At 36.2% G+C, this 17,034-nt stretch carries 17 protein-coding genes; 14 read left to right on the forward strand and 3 right to left on the reverse strand.

Going from position 1 to position 17,034, the window contains the following annotated elements:
• Positions 1-16 precede the first annotated feature (16 nt).
• The 7 genes from NO995_RS16145 (at position 17) to NO995_RS16175 (ending at position 4,774) form a co-directional block, all read left to right on the forward strand.
• Positions 17-1,225 carry a hypothetical protein gene (locus NO995_RS16145; RefSeq protein ID WP_258228397.1) on the forward strand — a complete coding sequence of 403 codons (1,209 nt, stop codon included), beginning with the start codon at positions 17-19 and terminating at the stop codon, positions 1,223-1,225.
• A 64-nt stretch (positions 1,226-1,289) separates the two neighbouring features.
• Positions 1,290-1,652: a VOC family protein gene (locus NO995_RS16150; protein ID WP_258228398.1), complete on the forward strand. Its 363-nt coding sequence runs from the start codon at positions 1,290-1,292 to the stop codon at positions 1,650-1,652.
• A gap of 47 nt (positions 1,653-1,699) precedes the next feature.
• The gene (locus tag NO995_RS16155; RefSeq protein ID WP_258228399.1) at positions 1,700-2,233 is read left to right on the forward strand and encodes a hypothetical protein; all 534 of its coding nucleotides are present in this window, start codon (positions 1,700-1,702) and stop codon (positions 2,231-2,233) included.
• A gap of 24 nt (positions 2,234-2,257) precedes the next feature.
• On the forward strand, positions 2,258-3,016 hold the full coding sequence (locus NO995_RS16160) for an SDR family NAD(P)-dependent oxidoreductase (protein ID WP_258228400.1): 759 nt from the start codon (positions 2,258-2,260) through the stop codon (positions 3,014-3,016).
• Between the two features lie 79 nt (positions 3,017-3,095).
• The gene (locus NO995_RS16165; RefSeq protein WP_258228401.1) at positions 3,096-3,386 is read left to right on the forward strand and encodes a hypothetical protein; all 291 of its coding nucleotides are present in this window, start codon (positions 3,096-3,098) and stop codon (positions 3,384-3,386) included.
• A 50-nt stretch (positions 3,387-3,436) separates the two neighbouring features.
• The gene (locus tag NO995_RS16170; RefSeq protein WP_258228402.1) at positions 3,437-3,988 is read left to right on the forward strand and encodes a peptidylprolyl isomerase; all 552 of its coding nucleotides are present in this window, start codon (positions 3,437-3,439) and stop codon (positions 3,986-3,988) included.
• Between the two features lie 30 nt (positions 3,989-4,018).
• Complete coding sequence (locus NO995_RS16175) at positions 4,019-4,774, forward strand: NERD domain-containing protein (protein WP_258228403.1); 756 nt, start codon at positions 4,019-4,021, stop codon at positions 4,772-4,774.
• A 69-nt stretch (positions 4,775-4,843) separates the two neighbouring features.
• On the opposite strand, the gene NO995_RS16180 is transcribed toward NO995_RS16175, so the two are convergent.
• On the reverse strand, positions 4,844-6,196 hold the full coding sequence (locus tag NO995_RS16180) for a DEAD/DEAH box helicase (RefSeq protein WP_258228404.1): 1,353 nt from the start codon (positions 6,194-6,196) through the stop codon (positions 4,844-4,846).
• Between the two features lie 43 nt (positions 6,197-6,239).
• Entirely contained in the window at positions 6,240-7,130 is an 891-nt protein-coding gene (locus tag NO995_RS16185) for an aldose 1-epimerase family protein (protein ID WP_258228405.1), read from the reverse strand.
• Positions 7,131-7,209: 79 nt separating this feature from the next.
• Between NO995_RS16185 and pabB the strand changes: the two genes are divergently transcribed.
• Positions 7,210-8,502, forward strand: coding sequence for an aminodeoxychorismate synthase component I (gene pabB, locus NO995_RS16190; protein WP_258228406.1), 1,293 nt, complete (start codon positions 7,210-7,212; stop codon positions 8,500-8,502).
• Here pabB and NO995_RS16195 read toward each other — a convergent pair.
• A complete protein-coding gene (locus NO995_RS16195) occupies positions 8,499-9,191 on the reverse strand; it encodes a hypothetical protein (RefSeq protein ID WP_258228407.1) in 693 nt (230 codons plus the stop codon). The two genes, pabB and NO995_RS16195, sit on opposite strands and share 4 nt — an antisense overlap.
• A 124-nt stretch (positions 9,192-9,315) precedes the next feature.
• Here NO995_RS16195 and tilS point away from each other — a divergent pair, with 124 nt between their 5' ends.
• The 6 genes from tilS to NO995_RS16225 all read left to right on the forward strand — a co-directional run bounded on the left by tilS (position 9,316) and on the right by NO995_RS16225 (position 17,030).
• Positions 9,316-10,641 carry a tRNA lysidine(34) synthetase TilS gene (gene tilS, locus NO995_RS16200; RefSeq protein WP_258228408.1) on the forward strand — a complete coding sequence of 442 codons (1,326 nt, stop codon included), beginning with the start codon at positions 9,316-9,318 and terminating at the stop codon, positions 10,639-10,641.
• Positions 10,641-12,266: an adenine deaminase gene (gene ade / locus NO995_RS16205; protein WP_258228409.1), complete on the forward strand. Its 1,626-nt coding sequence runs from the start codon at positions 10,641-10,643 to the stop codon at positions 12,264-12,266. The genes tilS and ade overlap by 1 nt, the downstream gene beginning before the upstream one ends.
• A 2-nt stretch (positions 12,267-12,268) precedes the next feature.
• Positions 12,269-13,225, forward strand: coding sequence for a YheT family hydrolase (locus NO995_RS16210; RefSeq protein WP_258228410.1), 957 nt, complete (start codon positions 12,269-12,271; stop codon positions 13,223-13,225).
• Positions 13,226-13,321: 96 nt separating this feature from the next.
• The gene (locus NO995_RS16215) at positions 13,322-13,777 is read left to right on the forward strand and encodes a (2Fe-2S)-binding protein (RefSeq protein ID WP_258228411.1); all 456 of its coding nucleotides are present in this window, start codon (positions 13,322-13,324) and stop codon (positions 13,775-13,777) included.
• A gap of 11 nt (positions 13,778-13,788) precedes the next feature.
• A complete protein-coding gene (locus NO995_RS16220) occupies positions 13,789-15,981 on the forward strand; it encodes a xanthine dehydrogenase family protein molybdopterin-binding subunit (RefSeq protein WP_258228412.1) in 2,193 nt (730 codons plus the stop codon).
• 20 nt (positions 15,982-16,001) lie between these two features.
• On the forward strand, positions 16,002-17,030 hold the full coding sequence (locus tag NO995_RS16225) for an XdhC family protein (protein WP_258228413.1): 1,029 nt from the start codon (positions 16,002-16,004) through the stop codon (positions 17,028-17,030).
• The last annotated feature ends 4 nt before the right edge of the window (positions 17,031-17,034 follow it).

Raw genomic sequence — 17,034 nt, forward strand, 5'->3', positions numbered from 1 at the left:
CTCAATTAAATCATTTATGAGAAAACCTATTTATGTCGCCCTATTGTCCTTTGTTGTTTTATCGTGTAAAACCAAAGAGGTGGAAATAATGGAAATTACTTTTGAAAACCGCTATAAGTTTACCAATGAAATAGAGAAAAGTGTTCTTGGGGAAAATCCGGATTATCAAGATTCTTCGGTCGATTATTCATATGTTGTTAATCATGAAAAGGCATTAGAACATTGGGATTTAGCAACCAATGCGCAGCCTAAAAAATATAAGCAAGAGCAATTAGATTCTGTTCGTAATCTTTACAAAGTAAATGACGCAAAAGACTATATTTTAAGTCAGGCTAATAATGAAAAAATTATAATGATAAACGAAATGCATTATAATGCTACGCACAGAATTTTCACAGAAGAATTGTTAAAAGATTTGTATGCAAAAGGATATAAAAATTTATGTGTAGAAGCTTTATATAATGATGGATCAGATACTTTATTGAATGCTTTGAGGTATTCAAAATATGAATTTGGAACGTATTTATGGAATCCACAGTTTAGCAACATGATTCGTAAGGCTTTGAAAATTGGCTTTAAAATACATGCCTATGAAACTAAAGGAGATATTGGAGGGGAGGTAAGAGAAATAGATCAGGCTAATAATATGGCTAAAATTATAAAAGAGAATCCTGATGAGAAGTTTTTAATTCATTGTGGAAGTGGTCATGCTCTCGAAGGAAATATTAAGTTTTTCGGAGGTGCAGCATTAGCAGGTAGGTTGCATCAATTGACAGGGATAGATCCTTTTACTATTGATCAAGTGTTTTATTCAGAAAAATCTAAAAGAGAAAATAGTAACATCTTTTCTCAGGCATTTAATTTTGAAAACTACTCAATTTTATTAGATAAGAATTCAAAACCATTTGGTTACAAAAAGGGAGAAGAGAGGATGGACTTAGTGGTGTTTCACCCAATGACTACTTATAATAACAAAAGACCAAACTGGGTTTTTGAAAGGGGAAATAAAGATGTTGAAATAAACATGAATAAGATAAATCTAGAATTTCCTGTTATGGTTCTTGCATTCAATAGTAATGAGGAGTTGCATGAGGCTATTCCCATTGATATAACAGAGGTAGAGAAAAGAGATGCAGGTTGTCATCTTGGGTTGCCAAAAGGAAATTATAATATTGTTGTAACAAATAAATCGGAATCCATTTTGTTTAAAAAGGATGTTTTGTAATTTGGTTTAAATCTGTAGGTCATTGAAGGTGAATGTTTAGTATCTTAGATGAAAAAGTATAAACATGTTAGGACTTCGAACAACCATTTATAAGGTTAGTAATATTGAACAGGCTACCGATTGGTATAGCAAAGCTTTTGAAACTGAGCCGTATTTTAATGAACCGTTTTATGTAGGATTTAATATTGGTGGGTTTGAATTAGGACTTCAGCCAGAAGAAGAGCCTGTTCCAGATAAGGCGGAAAGTGTCGTGTCGTATTGGGGTGTTGATGATATTTATGCGACATTTAATAGGTTGCTCGATTTAGGAGCAACAGAACATGAAGCGCCCTTTAATGTTGGAGGAGAACTCATGACGGCTACTGTAAAAGATCCTTTTGGAAATATAATTGGTATTATTTACAATCCGTATTTTAAAATGGAGTAGGACGAGTAGCATTTCGTTTACTATCTTCGTTTTATATTTATATTTCCATGAAATTAACTTATACATTAGGTAAAGCAGACTTTTTAGAATATCAGCTGTATGCTTCTTCAAAATCCAAATCACATAAAAGCAGACGTTTTCGTTCCCGTATCATTATCCCGATTATTTATGTGGCATTAGGAGGTTATGTTGTAAGCTTAGGTAATACAACCGAAGGCTTAATGTTTGCCGGTATTGGTGTTGTTTGGTTTTTGTTTTACCCCAAATATTCCAAATGGCGTTATAAGAAACATTTTCAAAAGCATATCGAAGAGCATTATCAAAATAGAATTGATAAAACAGTTGAATTAACCATAGAAGATGGCAGCTTACAGACTAAAGATTTTACGGTCGAAACCAAAGTAAATGCCAGCGAATTAAAGGAATTAATTGAACTTCCAAAACATGTCTTTATCAGGCTAACAACCGAGTTGGCATTAATTGTTCCGAAACAGAAGATTAAAGATTTAGAGGTATTTAAAAATGAAATCCAGTCTTTGGGAGCGACTTATGTTGATGATATCCAATGGCAGTGGAAGTAAATATTTAAAAAGAGGAAATAAATTATGAAGACAAAAATAGCATTAGTAACCGGAGGAAGTCGTGGCTTAGGAAGAGATATGGCTATCAATCTGGCTAAAAAAGGCTTAGATGTTATTATTACTTATCATAGCAATGAAGCAGCCGCAAAGGAGGTTGTTAAGGTTATTGAAGACTTAGGTCAAAAGGCTAAGGCGTTTCAGTTAGATACCAGTTCGACAGCGGGATTTGATGATTTTTTTAAGAACATTTCCAATTATCTGAAAGAAGAGAATGGTAGTCCGAATTTCGATTTTTTAATTAATAATGCGGGTACAGGGTTATATGTGCCTTTTGAAGACACCACCGAAGCCCAGTTTGATGAGATGGTTAATGTGCATTTAAAGGGCGTGTATTTCTTAACGCAAAAAGCGGTGCCTTTTTTAAATGATAAAGGTGGTATTGTAAATATATCTTCAGGTTTAGCACGATTTACGTTGCCTAAATCGTCTGCCTATGCTTCTATGAAAGGTGCTGTTGACGTGTTTACGCGTTATCTGGCCAAGGAATTGGCGTATAAAAAAATAAGAGCAAATGCTGTGGCGCCTGGAGCTATTGCTACAGATTTTGGTAATGGTGAGAATAAAAAGAACGAAGAAAAAAGAAAACTACTGTCTAATGTCACTGCTTTAGGTCGTGTGGGTGAGCCAGAGGATATTGGGAGTATTGTGGCCTTTTTATGTACAGACGAAGCGGGGTGGATTAATGGGCAACGTATTGAAGCTTCAGGAGGTGTGTTTTTGTAATTGACCTTGGTGCAATTATAAACCTTTGTTTAAAAATAATTATGTAGTTTGCGGGCGTTTTAACCCCTAATCTTAAATAATGAAATCAGTTTTATTTTTTACATTCTTAACTGCAGTTGCAAAATCGGCAGTCATCGCCTGTATAGGGCTTTTAGTTAAAGACCATTTTAAAACCTTTTTAACGTTAATTACCAGGAAAGCTATTCCGGAAAGCGAGACAGAAGCTGTAAACTCTGAAAAATTTAATAATGTATTAAAATGGATAGGTATTGCTATTATAGCTTTAGGCGTATGTATGGCTGTAACGGCATTTGCGAGTTTTATTGCCGGTATTGAAATGTCTTCAAACCGATTAAAACTTAATTTTTAATCTCATAAATGAAATATCTCCAAATAATAACGTTTAGTCTTCTTTTATTTATGTCTTGTAAACATGAGAAACATACAACAATTGAAATCGAAACAGATTTAGGAAATATTGTTTTAGAGTTGTACCATGATAAAGCTCCAAAAACCTGTGCCAATTTTTTAAAACATATTGAACAGGGGACTTTCAAAGATGCTAGTTTTTACAGAACAGTTCGTTTAGATAATCAACCTGAAAATAATGTGAAAATTGAAGTCATTCAAGGTGGAATTAATTCTGAAGAAACTCCATTTGAACCGGTACTACATGAAAATACCAAGCAAACAGGTATTTTGCATGAAGAAGGTACTTTATCTATGGCGCGTTACGAACCCGGAACAGCAACCACAGAATTTTTTATTTGCATAGGTAATCAACCTGAGTTGGATTATGGGGGAAAACGTAATCCTGATGGACAGGGCTTTGCTGCCTTTGGTAAGGTCGTTCAAGGAATGGATGTGGTTAAAGCTATTCAGCAGTTAAAGGATGAAGATCAGATGTTGATTAAGCCTGTTCCTTTCAGCATTGTGTCTGTTGGATCTACTACCCTTTATAATACTTTATAGAGCTCCAAACGGTAGACTTTTGTGTTAGAAATGGCAATTGTTATTCTTCTTTTTGTTTTAATTTTTTACGGGTTTTCATACCATTATAAGAGCAATATACGTCCTAGAATTATAGGAGCTCGAGGAGAGCATGAGGTGGCAAAAAAGCTAAGCAGACTTAATAAACGAAAGTATCTGGTTTTAAATGATGTTTTATTAAAATTCGGAGATTCTACGACACAAATAGATCATATTGTTGTCTGTAAGGCAGGAATTTTTGTGATAGAAACCAAAAACTATAAAGGCTGGATTTACGGACACGAACATGCCGAATACTGGACGCAATCTATTTATAAATTCAAGAAGAAACTCAGAAATCCAATTAAACAGAATTGGGTACATGTTTTTGCTTTAAAGGAGATTTTAGCACCTTTTGGATTTATCGAATATTTTCCAGTTGTTGTTTTTGCTGGTAGCGGAAAGTTAAAGCATGTTACATCGTCTTTACCGGTTATAAAAACCAAAAAGCTTAGAAGAGCTATAAAGAAATCAACCCAAACGGATTATTTACCTCCTGATATCATGAAGCAGATTACAGATACGTTATTGGAATCTAATATTACTGACAGAAAAGAAAATAGGAGGCATATAAAACGGGTAAAAAAGCAAGTTAAAGAAAAGAAGAATCAGATAGGCGGAAGATCGTGTCCTAATTGCGGAGGTAAACTCGTTATTAAAGGCGGGAAATATGGTAGGTTTTATGGGTGCTTGAGCTTCCCAAAGTGTAGATATACAATTAAGTGTTAATACTTGTGATATTCTAGTTGATTGATATAAAAAATCCCTGTTCAATCATTCTGGACAGGGATTTTCTTCTTATTTTTTCTTATTACGCTTATTGAAGTTTTTATCGCCTCGTGTTTTGGGCTTTTTGTATTTCTTTGCGATTTCACGTCGGTAAGAACCTCCTAAATTTTCTTTTTGATTTTTAGCTTTCTTTTCATGAAATGCAGGTCCTGGAGCATCTTCTTCGTTACGTTTCGTAGGATTGTTACGTTCTTTTACTTTAGTGCGTTCTTCTTCTAAAAGTTGTTCTGATATTTCAACCATGTCAGGGAACTCTAAAACAGGAATTTCCATGTTCATTAAACGTTCGATGTTTTCGCGGGCTTCCTGTTCTTTTTCAGTTGACAGTAAAATAGATTTACCTTTACGTTCAGCACGACCTGTTCTACCAATACGGTGCATGTAGTTTTCGGGGAAGTCTGGGGTATCTAAATTGATAACATGACTTACGTTTTCAATATCCAGACCACGAGCCATAACATCTGTAGCTACTAAAATGCGGTTGTCATCATTTCTGAATTGTTCGATGCTTCGTAAACGGTAGTTTTGTGTTTTGTTCGAGTGAATTACACACAATTCTTCCTTAAAATGAAGGTCTAATTCCTCAAACAGTTTATCGGCAATCTTTTTATTCGATACAAAAACAATCACCTTATTGAATGTTTCGGCATCATTCAGAATATGAACTAACAAATTTACTTTCGTAAAAAAGTTTGGTACATTATATCGCGTTTGCTCAATATTCTCTAACGGCGTTCCTGAAACCGCAATCGATACACGCTCTGGTATGGTGAAGAAATCGTTTAGTAATTCATCTACATCTTCGGTCATTGTCGCCGAAAACATAATATTCTGACGCTTTTCGGGAAGGATATCAAAAATATTAATTAATTGGTGTCTGAAACCTAAATCCAGCATCACATCAACTTCATCAATCACAAGCTTCTGAATTGATTTCAGCTGAAGTACGCGACTTAAAGCTAAATCATATAAACGTCCCGGTGTAGCCACTAAAATGTCTAAGCCTTCGGCAACCGCCATTTTTTGAGTGTTAATGTTGGTGCCTCCATAAACACCAAGTACTCTGGTGTTGATGTATTTGGTAAGTTTTTCAATTTCTTCAACCACCTGAACTACCAATTCGCGGGTAGGTACTAAAATAAGCACACGTGGATTTTCTTGTTTTGAAAATTTTAAATTCTTTAAAATTGGTAGCATGTAAGCAAAAGTTTTACCGGTACCAGTTTGTGCAATACCAACAATGTCTTTTCCAGAGCTAACAATATTAAAAGCTTCCGCCTGAATAGGTGTAGGTGTTGTAAAACCTAAATCGTCTAAGGCGTTGTATAACGGGGTATTTAAATTTAAATCTTTAAAAGTCAAAACGTATAATTTATAGTGGGCAAAGTTACGCTTATTATTCTACTTACACTAAATGCGTCTTATGTATTTCGATTTGGTAGCTAGCTTTAAATGTTTTTCCTGATTCTAAACTTAAAATGCCATCTTTGGTTTTAAAGTCCTGATTATGGGATACACTGTCGGCAATGCCTAACCAGGGCTCAATACAAACGTAATCGCCGTTTGGTTTTGCCCAAATGCCTAAATAGGGAAAATCGTGATAGGATACGGTTATAATATCTCCGGAATGTGCACTATTTAAAGTGATTTTTCTGGATTTTAAATCTTTAAAAATTAGAGCATCTTTATCGAATAAATTGTGCTTAAGTTTTATGGTATCTGAATTATCTAAAAAAGGAATAGATTCGTCAAAAATAAGTCCGTCCGAAAGGCTAACCATATGGGTTTCTGAATTTTCAGTATGCTCAAAAACCAGGTTGTAATCTTCATAGGCTTCGTTGTTGTAAACAGGACATTTAAATGCCGGATGCCCGCCTAAGGAAAAATACATGGTTTTATTGTCCAGATTTTTAATGGTATGAATAATATCTAAGGTGTTTCCGTTTAGTTTGTAAGTAATCAAAAATTCGAATTTGAACGGGTATGTTATTAAAGATTCCTGATCGTAAGTAAGTTTAAAGGTTATACTATCCTGAGTTTGCTCGGCTAATTCTATTTTATCGTTATCCCTAATAAAACCGTGTTTAGGTAATGAGTACGGTTTGTCTTCCAGAAAATAGGTGTTGTTTTTTAAGGCTCCGATAATGGGAAACAGGTTAGGAGCGTAGCCCGCCCAGACATCGGGGTTGGCATCCCACATAAACTGAGTTTGGTGTTTTACAGAACTTATTTCGCATAATTCGGCGCCGGTTTTTTTAACGCCAATTTTTAGCAGGTCGTTTTTTAATGTGAACATGAACAGAATATTTAAACTAATATACAAAACTTGTGAATTTTTAAGGATTCTACCTAAATTTGCGCCATAATTTTTTCACTTGAGAGCAGTACAAAATCGTCATATCGAAGACATTCAGTTGTTTAAGCAAAAATTGTTGTTGTGGAGTCAGCAGTTTGAAGATGTTGTTTGGTTGGATTCCAACAATTACAAACAGCAATATGGACAATATGACGCTGTGTTAGCAGTTGATGCATTTACCAGTATTAAAACTGATTATACACAGGCATTCGAGCAGTTAAAAGACTATCAAACTCAGGCCAAAGATTGGATTTTTGGGTATTTGACCTATGATTTAAAAAATGCTGTTGAGCCTTTAAAATCTGAAAATTTCGATGGTTTGGAGTTTCCTGATTTATACTTTTTTCAGCCAAAACGTTTATTCTTTTTAAAAGATAATCAGGTTGAAATGCTGTATTTAAATATGGTAGATGATGAAATGGATATTGACATTGAAGATATTATGTCAGTTGATATTTCTGAAAAACAATTACAAAGTGATCCTATAAAAATTCACCTTCGCATTCATAAAGACGCCTATCAGGAAAAGGTGAAAGCTATGTTGAACCATATTCACCGTGGTGATATTTATGAGGCTAATTTTTGTCAGGAATTTTATGCTGAAGACACTCAGATTCAACCGTTGGAAATTTATAATAAGCTAAACAATATTTCTAATCCGCCATTTGCCACATTTTTAAAATGTAACGATAAATATTTATTATCGGCTTCACCCGAGCGTTACATAAAAAAAGAAGGTAACAAAGTCATTTCTCAACCCATTAAGGGGACTGCCAAGCGCGCTAAAGATTTGGCTGAAGATGAACAACTGAAAAAGGAGTTGGTTGAAAATGAAAAGGAGCGCAGTGAGAATATTATGATTGTAGATTTGGTGCGTAACGATTTATCTAAAACCGCCATTCGAGGTAGTGTTGAGGTCGAAGAGTTGTGTAAGATTTACACCTTCGATCAGGTGCATCAAATGATATCGACAGTGAAATCGGAAGTAACACCAGAAACGCATCCGGTGGACATAATTGAAACCACATTCCCTATGGGAAGCATGACCGGAGCACCAAAGTTTTCGGCAATGAAAATTATTGAAGCTTTGGAAGAAACCAAACGCGGGCTATATTCCGGAGCTGTGGGGTATTTTTCTCCAACCGGAAATTTCGATTTCAACGTGGTGATTAGAAGTATTCTTTATAATGAACCTAAAAAATACGTTTCCTATTCCGTTGGAGGTGCTATTACAGCAAAAAGCGACCCGATAAAGGAATATGAAGAGTGCCTTGTGAAAGCCAAAGCCATGCGCCAGGTGTTGGAGGACTAATCTAAATTTGTTTCAAAGGTTTTTTTTACCCAGTTAATAATAGTGTCAATGCGTTTTTCTTCAATGTGCTTTATGGAAGCAATATCTTTTATGGTTAGTTTTCCAAAGACATACAAATCAATAATATTCGAGACATTAATAGGTAGTCGACTATAAATATTACCTATAACCTGTTGCGAATTGTTGCGTTTTGATGCTTTTGTATTAAAAGCATTGAGTATAGAGTGGTTATTATCATCATATAAGAACATGTGTTTATCATGACCGTTTTGTTGATAGGAGATATCATTAAGGTCTTCATTCATCACATAATCAAAGCCATCGTCAATGGTATACTCTTCTTCAAGCGCTTTCAATTCATCTTCTAAAAGGTTACGTGTACTAATGGTGTTTTTATGAAAGGCTTCTTTTTCGTAAATGCTGTCCAACTGAGTGTTAACCATTTTAAAAAGCTTCATTTTCAGGGTATTGTTGTCAATATCTACATCATAGCCTTTTTCGTAAAAAGCCACGAGCGTGTCATCTACTACACCATTTGAAGAATACATTTTTCTGGGAATAATACCGGTCGATTCAGCAATGTAAAGTCGGTGTTTAACATAAGGATGAAGTTGTTGAGACGCTGAAATAACCTTTTTGTTGAAAGCAATCTGTGTTGCTTTGTCGTTTAATTTATCAATTGTGCTCATAATCCTCACGTATTAAAATTACTATTAAAAGATACTAAATTTCGAGATTTAAAACTAAAATTTTGTTGCATTTTAAATGCTTGTAGGATATCATTTTCAAAAGGCATTATTGTATATTTGAAACATGCTTAAAGAATTTCAAGACCATATAGAATCTCGTTTATCGTTCTTAAAGGAGAGTAAATTGCTCATTGCCATTTCCGGCGGAATTGATAGCGTGGTGTTAACACAGCTTTGTGTAAAGTCTAACCTGAATATAGCGCTGGCCCATTGTAATTTTAATTTACGAGGAGATGAAAGTGATGCCGATGAAGATTTTGTGTTGCAACTGGCAGAAGATTTAGAATTGGAAGTTTTTGTAGAAAGTTTTGATACCAAGGCTTACGCCGAAGAAAACAAGCGTTCTATACAAATGGCGGCTCGCGAGTTAAGGTATAATTGGTTTACTGAATTGTCAGAGCAGTTAAAATTTGATTATGTGCTAACAGCCCATCATGCCGATGATAACTTAGAAACCTTTTTAATCAATTTTACGCGTGGTACAGGTTTGGAAGGTTTAACCGGAATTCCGGAGGTAAACGATATTTTCGTGCGTCCGTTATTGCCTTTTTCAAACGAACAGATTGCCGGTTATGCAAAAAGCAATAAGATTAAATGGCGGGACGATAGCAGTAATAGATCCACTAAATATTTAAGAAATAAATTGCGTCACGATGTGATTCCAATTCTTAAGGAGATTAACCCAAGTTTATTGCAGAGTTTTCAGAATACACTAAGTAATTTAAATGATACGTCGCGTATTGTTGAAGATGCAATCGAAAAATTTCAGAAGGAGGCTATTGAAGATGTTTCCAATCAGCATATAAAATATAAAGTTGAAGCCTTTAAAAAACTAGCAGAACCCAAAGCGTATTTGTATGAAATTTTTAAAGATTACGGATTCACCCAATGGGATGATATTCTAAATTTACTTTCGGCGCAGCCCGGAAAATATGTCGCTTCGGCAACACATCGATTAATTAAAGATCGCGATATTTTAATTCTTACGAATAGTTTTTCAGATGAAATTTCCGAAGAATATATAGAGGTTTTAGATACGAATACAACTTTGAAAATCCCTAATGGATTTCTGGAGTTTTCTGAAGTCGATACTATAGATACGCAACATCATGAGAATTGCATTTATATAGACAAAGCGTTACTGCATAGTCCGCTTACTATCCGTCAGAAAAAACAAGGTGATGCTTTTTCTCCTTTAGGGATGAAAGGCAAAAAGAAAAAGTTGAGTAAATATTTTAAAGACGAGAAGTTTTCGTTGGTTGATAAAGAAAATACCTGGTTGTTTTGTAGTGATGAAAATATTGTCTGGGTAATTGGCAAGCGTGCTGACGACCGATTTAAAGTCACCGATAAGACGAAACATATTTTAAAAATAGAATTAATTCAATAATGACTGTAGTACAAGGACAAATTGTCGATATATTAAATCAGCGAATTTTTAAAGGTGAAGTTACTATTACAGATGGGAAAATTTCATCTATTGAAGCAAAGGACCATGATGTGAATCATTATATTCTTCCGGGATTTGTTGATGCGCATATACATATCGAAAGTTCTATGTTGGTGCCCAGTGAGTTTGCCCGATTGGCTGTGACTCATGGTACAGTAGCTACAGTTTCCGATCCGCATGAAATAGCCAATGTTCTTGGTGTTGAAGGTGTAGAGTTTATGATTGAAAACGGAAAACAAGTGCCATTTAAATTCAATTTTGGAGGGCCTTCCTGTGTACCTGCTACTACTTTTGAATCGGCTGGAGCTGTAATTGATTCCGATGATATTAAGACCTTACTTGAAAACCCGGATATTAAATATCTGGCGGAAATGATGAATTATCCCGGCGTTTTGTTTGATGATGACGAAGTCATGAAAAAATTGTCCTGGGCTAAACATTATAATAAACCTATTGATGGTCATGCACCCGGTTTACGAGGGGATGCTGTTACAAAATATATTAACGCAGGCATAACTACGGATCATGAGTGTTTTACATATGAAGAGGCTTTAGAGAAGCTTCAAAAAGGTATGAAAATTTTAATTCGGGAGGGTAGTGCAGCGAAAAACTTTGAAGCTTTAATCGGTTTGGCTTCTCAGCATTATAACCACATGATGTTTTGTAGCGATGATAAACACCCTGATGATTTGTTAATCGACCATATAAATAAGCTTTGTGCACGTGCGGCAGCAAAAGGTGTCGACGTGTTTAAAGTGTTACAGATGGCTTGTATTAATCCGGTGAAACATTATAATTTAGATGTCGGGTTGTTGAATGTTGGTGATGCTGCCGATTGTATTGTAGTTGAAGACTTAAAAGATTTTAAAACCATTCAAACCTATGTGGATGGCGAGTTGGTTTTTGATAATGGAACATCTTTAATTAAACCGGTAGCCTTCGAAAATCTGAATAATTTCAATTGTGATAAAAAATCAATTGAAGATTTTAAAGTAGAATCTTCTGCGAAGCAAATTCGAGTTATTGAAGCATTGGAAGGGCAGTTGGTTACCAATGAGCTAATTGAAGAGGCCAAGGTTGTTAATGGTAATCTGGTATCGAACGTTGAAAAGGATATTCTAAAAATGACGGTGGTTAACCGATATAAAAACCAGATCCCAGCGATGGCATTTATTAAAAATTTCGGATTGAAAGAAGGAGCAATAGCGTCTTCTGTGGGGCACGATTCTCATAATATCATTGCGGTAGGCGTTTCCGATGAAGCGATTTGTAAAGCTGTGAATTTATTAATTGAAAATAAAGGAGGTATATGTGCCGTATCAGATAATGAAGAACAGGTTTTACCTTTACCTGTGGCTGGAATTATAAGTGACGGAGATGGAAAAACTGTTGGAGAAGCTTATGCAAAACTTGATGCTATGGCTAAAGATTTGGGTAGTACGTTGTATGCACCGTACATGACCTTGTCTTTTATGGCTTTACTTGTTATTCCATCATTGAAATTGAGCGATAAAGGGTTGTTTGATGGAACGAATTTTAAATTTACTACATTAGAAGTTAATTAATTATGCCGGTATTACATAGTACATATAGTCCATCGTTTGTTTTTAGAAACGGATTCGTTTCTACCGTTTATTCTGGGTTAATTCGTTCGGTAAAACTTGAGCAGGAACGCAAGCGTATTGAACTTAGAGATGGAGACTTTTTAGATTTAGACTGGAGTTATGCTTCAGCTAAGTCAGATAAACTTATTTTGTGTTTTCACGGTTTGGAAGGTAATGGGCAACGCCCGTATCTTACCGCAACGGCAAAGCTGTTTAATGAGAATCATGCCGATGCCATTTGTGTGAATTTCAGAGGGTGTAGTGGCGAAGATAATTTAAAATTCAGAAGTTATCATTCAGGTGCTACTGAAGATCTGGAAGATGTGCTTGAGCATGTTTTTAGTCTGAATATATATTCTGAAATTTATTTATATGGTATTAGTCTTGGAGCCAATCTTATTCTAAAATATTTAGGAGAACGCAATGATGTTCCTGAGCAGATAAAGGCTGCAGTGGCCGTGTCGGTTCCGGCAGATTTAAATGGTTCCTGCAAGGAATTGTTAAAACCTAAAAACCGCCCTTATGCGAATCGATTCCTGAATCATTTAAAGAAAAAGTTATTGAATAAAGCGGTAAAATATCCGAAAGATTTATCGTTTGAAGAATTTTGTACCATCAACACGTTACGTGATTTTGATGAGGTATATACCGCAAAAGCCCATGGATTTAGAGATGCTTCTGATTATTACGAGAAAAGTAGTTGCTTACAGTTTCTTCCTAATATAAAGACAAAAACACTTATTATTAATGCCTTGAATGACTCTTTCTTATCGCCAGAGTGTTATCCAGTGAAAGAGGCAAAACAAAATCCGAATCTGTTTTTAGAAATGCCAAAGAATGGTGGACATGTTGGTTTTATTGATAAAAGCAATGTATATTACAATGAAAAACGGGCTTTAGAGTTTGTTTTTAATTCTTAAAAAAAACTTAAAAGCCGAGAGCAAGTATTCTTTTTTGTATTTTTAAAGGAATTGACTTTGGTCAAACAAACAACCTTTAACTTAATACAAATTACAATGCCTGAGTATAAATTACGCATTAACGGTACTTCCCATAGTGTGGATGTAGATAGCGATACCCCGTTACTTTGGGTATTACGAGATGAGTTGAATCTTCTTGGAACGAAATTCGGATGCGGTATTGGCCAATGTGGCGCGTGTACGGTACATTTTCAAGGTGCTGCCGTGCGAAGTTGCTTGATAGAGGTGTCTACCATTGGTAATTCTGAAATTACAACCATTGAAGGTTTGTCTGAAGATGGTGATCATCCGGTGCAAAAGGCGTGGTCAGAACACGATGTGCCGCAGTGTGGCTACTGCCAAAGCGGACAAATAATGAATGCTGCTGCACTGTTAGCCGAAAATTCAAAGCCTACCGATAAAGATATTGATAATGCCATGAGCGGAAATATTTGCCGTTGTGGTACCTACGTAAGAATCAAGCAAGCCATTAAAACGGCATCTAATCAATAAAAGCAGAACTGATGACAAAAATACAAACACAATACAATCGTCGTTCATTTTTGAAAATTTCTACGGCTGCCGGTGGTGGTATGCTTATTGGTTTTAGTTGGTTAACGGGTTGTATTTCCGAAGGGAAAAAAGATGAAACATTAGCGATTCCAAACGAATGGTTCGATATAAATGGTTACATTAAAATAGGTGACACGGGGTTAGTAACCATCTATTCGCCCAATCCTGAAATTGGTCAGAATGTAAGAACTTCAATGCCTATGATTGTTGCCGAAGAGCTCGACGTCGACTGGAAACATGTTGTTGTGGAGCAGGCACCATTAAACACGGGGTTTTATAATAATCAGATAGCCGGCGGAAGTCAGTCCATTCGCAGAGGTTGGCATCCTTTACGTATGGCGGGAGCCACGGCCAGAAGAATGTTGCTTGAGGCTACAGCTAAAGAATGGGGTGTTGAGGTAACAGTATTAACGGTTGCGAATGGGATTATCAAGGAAATTAACGGCGACCGCACCATGAGTTACGGCGAGATTGCTTCAAAAGCTGTAGGTTTAGAGGTTCCGGAAGAAGTGGAATTAAAAGATATTAAAGATTTTAAGCTTATTTCGACAAGTGTTAAAAATGTTGACGGAAAAAAAATTGTAACTGGAAAACCTTTATTCGGATTGGATTTTCAACGTGAAGGCATGCAATTGGCTATGATTCAGCATCCACCAGCCTTTGGAATGAAAGTGAAAGATTTTAATGAAGCTGACATTAAAACCATGCCGGGTATTAGTGATGCTTTTATTGTTGATATCACAATCCCTGAACCAGGGTATTTTGATGAAAAGGGGTTTTTACAATTAATTGCCATTGTTGGGAAATCGACCTGGCAACTAATGAAAGCTAAAAAAGCATTGCAAGTTAATTGGGAACAAGTAAGTGAACCAGAAAGCTCCGAAATGCATTTAAAGCGTATGGAAGAAACCTTAGCTTCAGAAATGGGCGAAAGCCGAAAAGACGGCAATCCTGAGGCAGCCTTTAAGAAAGCAACTAAAGTTATAGAACGTAGCTATAGTGCGCCTTTTTTGCCGCACAATACCATGGAACCAATGAATTTCTTCGCAAACGTCACAGAAACGTCAGCCGAGCTTATTGGGCCAACGCAAACGCCTCAGGCTTTAGAAGGGTCGGTGTCTAAATTATTAGGATTACCCATTGAAGATATTACAGTAAATATGACGCGTATGGGTGGCGGTTTTGGAAGGCGTTTATATGTGAATTTCGGGGTTGAAGCAGCGGCAATTTCAAAGAAAATTGGTGGTCCTGTAAAATTAATTTACACCCGTGAAGACGATATGACTCAGGGAACCTATAAACCGGCATATTTAGCAACCTATAAAGCAGGATTAGATGAAAATAACAACTTAATTGCATTTTCAGTAAAAGGAACCGGTTTACCCGAAAGTCCGGTATTTGAAAATCGTTTTCCGGCCGGAACGGTAGAAAATTATATTGCTGAAAAAGCGAGTACAAAAACCAATATTACCACAGGTGCCTGGCGTGCACCGCGTTCGCATTTTATAGCAGGTGCCGAGCAATCATTTTTAGATGAGGTGGCCGAACTGGCTGGAAAAGATCCTATAGATTTTAGATTGGAATTGTTAGATAAGGCTATTTCCAATCCTATTGGAAAAAGAAATGATTACGATGCCAGTCGTTATGCGGGTGTTTTAAAACTGGTTAAAGAAAAATCGAATTGGGGACAGGAAACACCTGGAATTCATCGTGGTGTGGCTGCTTATTTTTGTCATAATAGTTATGTAGCTGAAGTCATTGATATTGCCATGGAAGACAATAAGCCAAAAATTAAAAAAGTCTGGTGCGCGGTAGATTGCGGTATTGTCATTAATCCTGACGCAGCAGTAAATATGATGCAAGGCGGCGTGATAGATGGCATAGGTCACGCTTTGTACAGTCAGTTAACGTTTAAAGATGGTGTGCCTCAGCAATCTAATTTCAATCAATATCGATTAATACGTCATTCGCAGGCGCCAGAAGCTATCGAGGTGTTTTTTGTAGAAAATAATATCGACCCAACAGGACTTGGAGAACCCGGGTTACCACCGGCTATAGGTGCTTTAGCTAATGCATTGTATCAGGCGACTGGCGAACGATATTATCATCAGCCTTTTATGTCGTATAAACCTGTTATGGGGTAACATAATTAAGAAAACTATTTATGACACACGAATTTAAAACACTTGTTGAAACCGCTATAGCCTGGAAAAAGGATAATTTTAAAGTGGTATTAGCGACGGTTGTAGCTTTAGATGGCTCGTCTTACAGGCGCCCCGGTGTTCGGATGTTGTTGAATAATAGAGGCTTTTGGAAGGGTGCTGTAAGCGGCGGATGCGTCGAGAAGGAAGTGTATCGCGAATCGGAACGTGTTTTTGAAACTGGTCAACCAAAAATGATGACTTACGACGGGCGTTATCGTTTAGGTTGCGAAGGTGTTTTGTATATTTTGTTAGAATTTTTTAATCCAAGTGAAGCTTTTAATCAAGCATTTTTCTATGGAATTAAAAACCGAAAACCTTTTAAAATTTCTTCCTATTACAAAAAGGAAGAAGGCGAATTTCAGGGCATGGGTTCTGTGGTTGATTTGAATGCTACGTTATTTTCAATGAATGCTGATAATTTTCCGAAAGATGAAAGAAATCAGTTAACAGTATTTAAACAGAATATGCAGCCTTGTTTCAAATTACTTATTATTGGCGCAGAACATGATGCCGTTAAATTATCGCAATACGGGTTGTTAACCGGTTGGGAAGTTACCGTGGTTGCCAGAACAAGCGAATTAAAATCGGCTGAACATTTTTCGGGCACGCGTCTTATACAGCTTGTTGTTCCTGAAGATATCACTGCATTAAACATCGATAATCAAACCGCAATTGTATTAATGACACACAATTTTGCTATAGATTTACGGTATCTGGTGGCTTTAAAGAATTCAAATCCAAATTATATCGGACTCCTAGGGGCGACAAGGCGTCGCGATGATTTGTTATCGCAGTTAATAGAATATTGTCCTAATATTTCAGATGATTTTTTAGATGTTATTTACGGTCCGGCAGGCATAGATATCGGTTCAGAAACGCCTGAAGAAATCGCATTGTCGATAGTTTCCGAAATATTGGCGGTAACCAGAAACAGGGAAACGTATTCGCTTCGTAAAAAATCAGGAAAGATTCATTCAAAATTGAAATAAAATC

The organism is Aestuariibaculum sp. M13, assembly GCF_024723255.1.
Taxonomy (GTDB): Bacteria; Bacteroidota; Bacteroidia; order Flavobacteriales; family Flavobacteriaceae; genus Aestuariibaculum; species Aestuariibaculum lutulentum.

What these genes read in the sequence shown, in the direction of transcription:
- NO995_RS16215 (WP_258228411.1), top strand. Translation starts at nt 13,322, where the DNA reads ATGCCTGAGTATAAATTACGCATTAACGGTACTTCCCATAGTGTGGAT.
- NO995_RS16185 (WP_258228405.1), bottom strand. Translation starts at nt 7,130, where the DNA reads ATGTTCACATTAAAAAACGACCTGCTAAAAATTGGCGTTAAAAAAACC.
- NO995_RS16220 (WP_258228412.1), top strand. Translation starts at nt 13,789, where the DNA reads ATGACAAAAATACAAACACAATACAATCGTCGTTCATTTTTGAAAATT.
- NO995_RS16160 (WP_258228400.1), top strand. Translation starts at nt 2,258, where the DNA reads ATGAAGACAAAAATAGCATTAGTAACCGGAGGAAGTCGTGGCTTAGGA.
- NO995_RS16165 (WP_258228401.1), top strand. Translation starts at nt 3,096, where the DNA reads ATGAAATCAGTTTTATTTTTTACATTCTTAACTGCAGTTGCAAAATCG.
- NO995_RS16210 (WP_258228410.1), top strand. Translation starts at nt 12,269, where the DNA reads ATGCCGGTATTACATAGTACATATAGTCCATCGTTTGTTTTTAGAAAC.
- ade (WP_258228409.1), top strand. Translation starts at nt 10,641, where the DNA reads ATGACTGTAGTACAAGGACAAATTGTCGATATATTAAATCAGCGAATT.
- tilS (WP_258228408.1), top strand. Translation starts at nt 9,316, where the DNA reads ATGCTTAAAGAATTTCAAGACCATATAGAATCTCGTTTATCGTTCTTA.
- NO995_RS16155 (WP_258228399.1), top strand. Translation starts at nt 1,700, where the DNA reads ATGAAATTAACTTATACATTAGGTAAAGCAGACTTTTTAGAATATCAG.
- NO995_RS16170 (WP_258228402.1), top strand. Translation starts at nt 3,437, where the DNA reads ATGTCTTGTAAACATGAGAAACATACAACAATTGAAATCGAAACAGAT.
- NO995_RS16225 (WP_258228413.1), top strand. Translation starts at nt 16,002, where the DNA reads ATGACACACGAATTTAAAACACTTGTTGAAACCGCTATAGCCTGGAAA.
- NO995_RS16150 (WP_258228398.1), top strand. Translation starts at nt 1,290, where the DNA reads ATGTTAGGACTTCGAACAACCATTTATAAGGTTAGTAATATTGAACAG.
- NO995_RS16145 (WP_258228397.1), top strand. Translation starts at nt 17, where the DNA reads ATGAGAAAACCTATTTATGTCGCCCTATTGTCCTTTGTTGTTTTATCG.
- NO995_RS16195 (WP_258228407.1), bottom strand. Translation starts at nt 9,191, where the DNA reads ATGAGCACAATTGATAAATTAAACGACAAAGCAACACAGATTGCTTTC.
- NO995_RS16175 (WP_258228403.1), top strand. Translation starts at nt 4,019, where the DNA reads ATGGCAATTGTTATTCTTCTTTTTGTTTTAATTTTTTACGGGTTTTCA.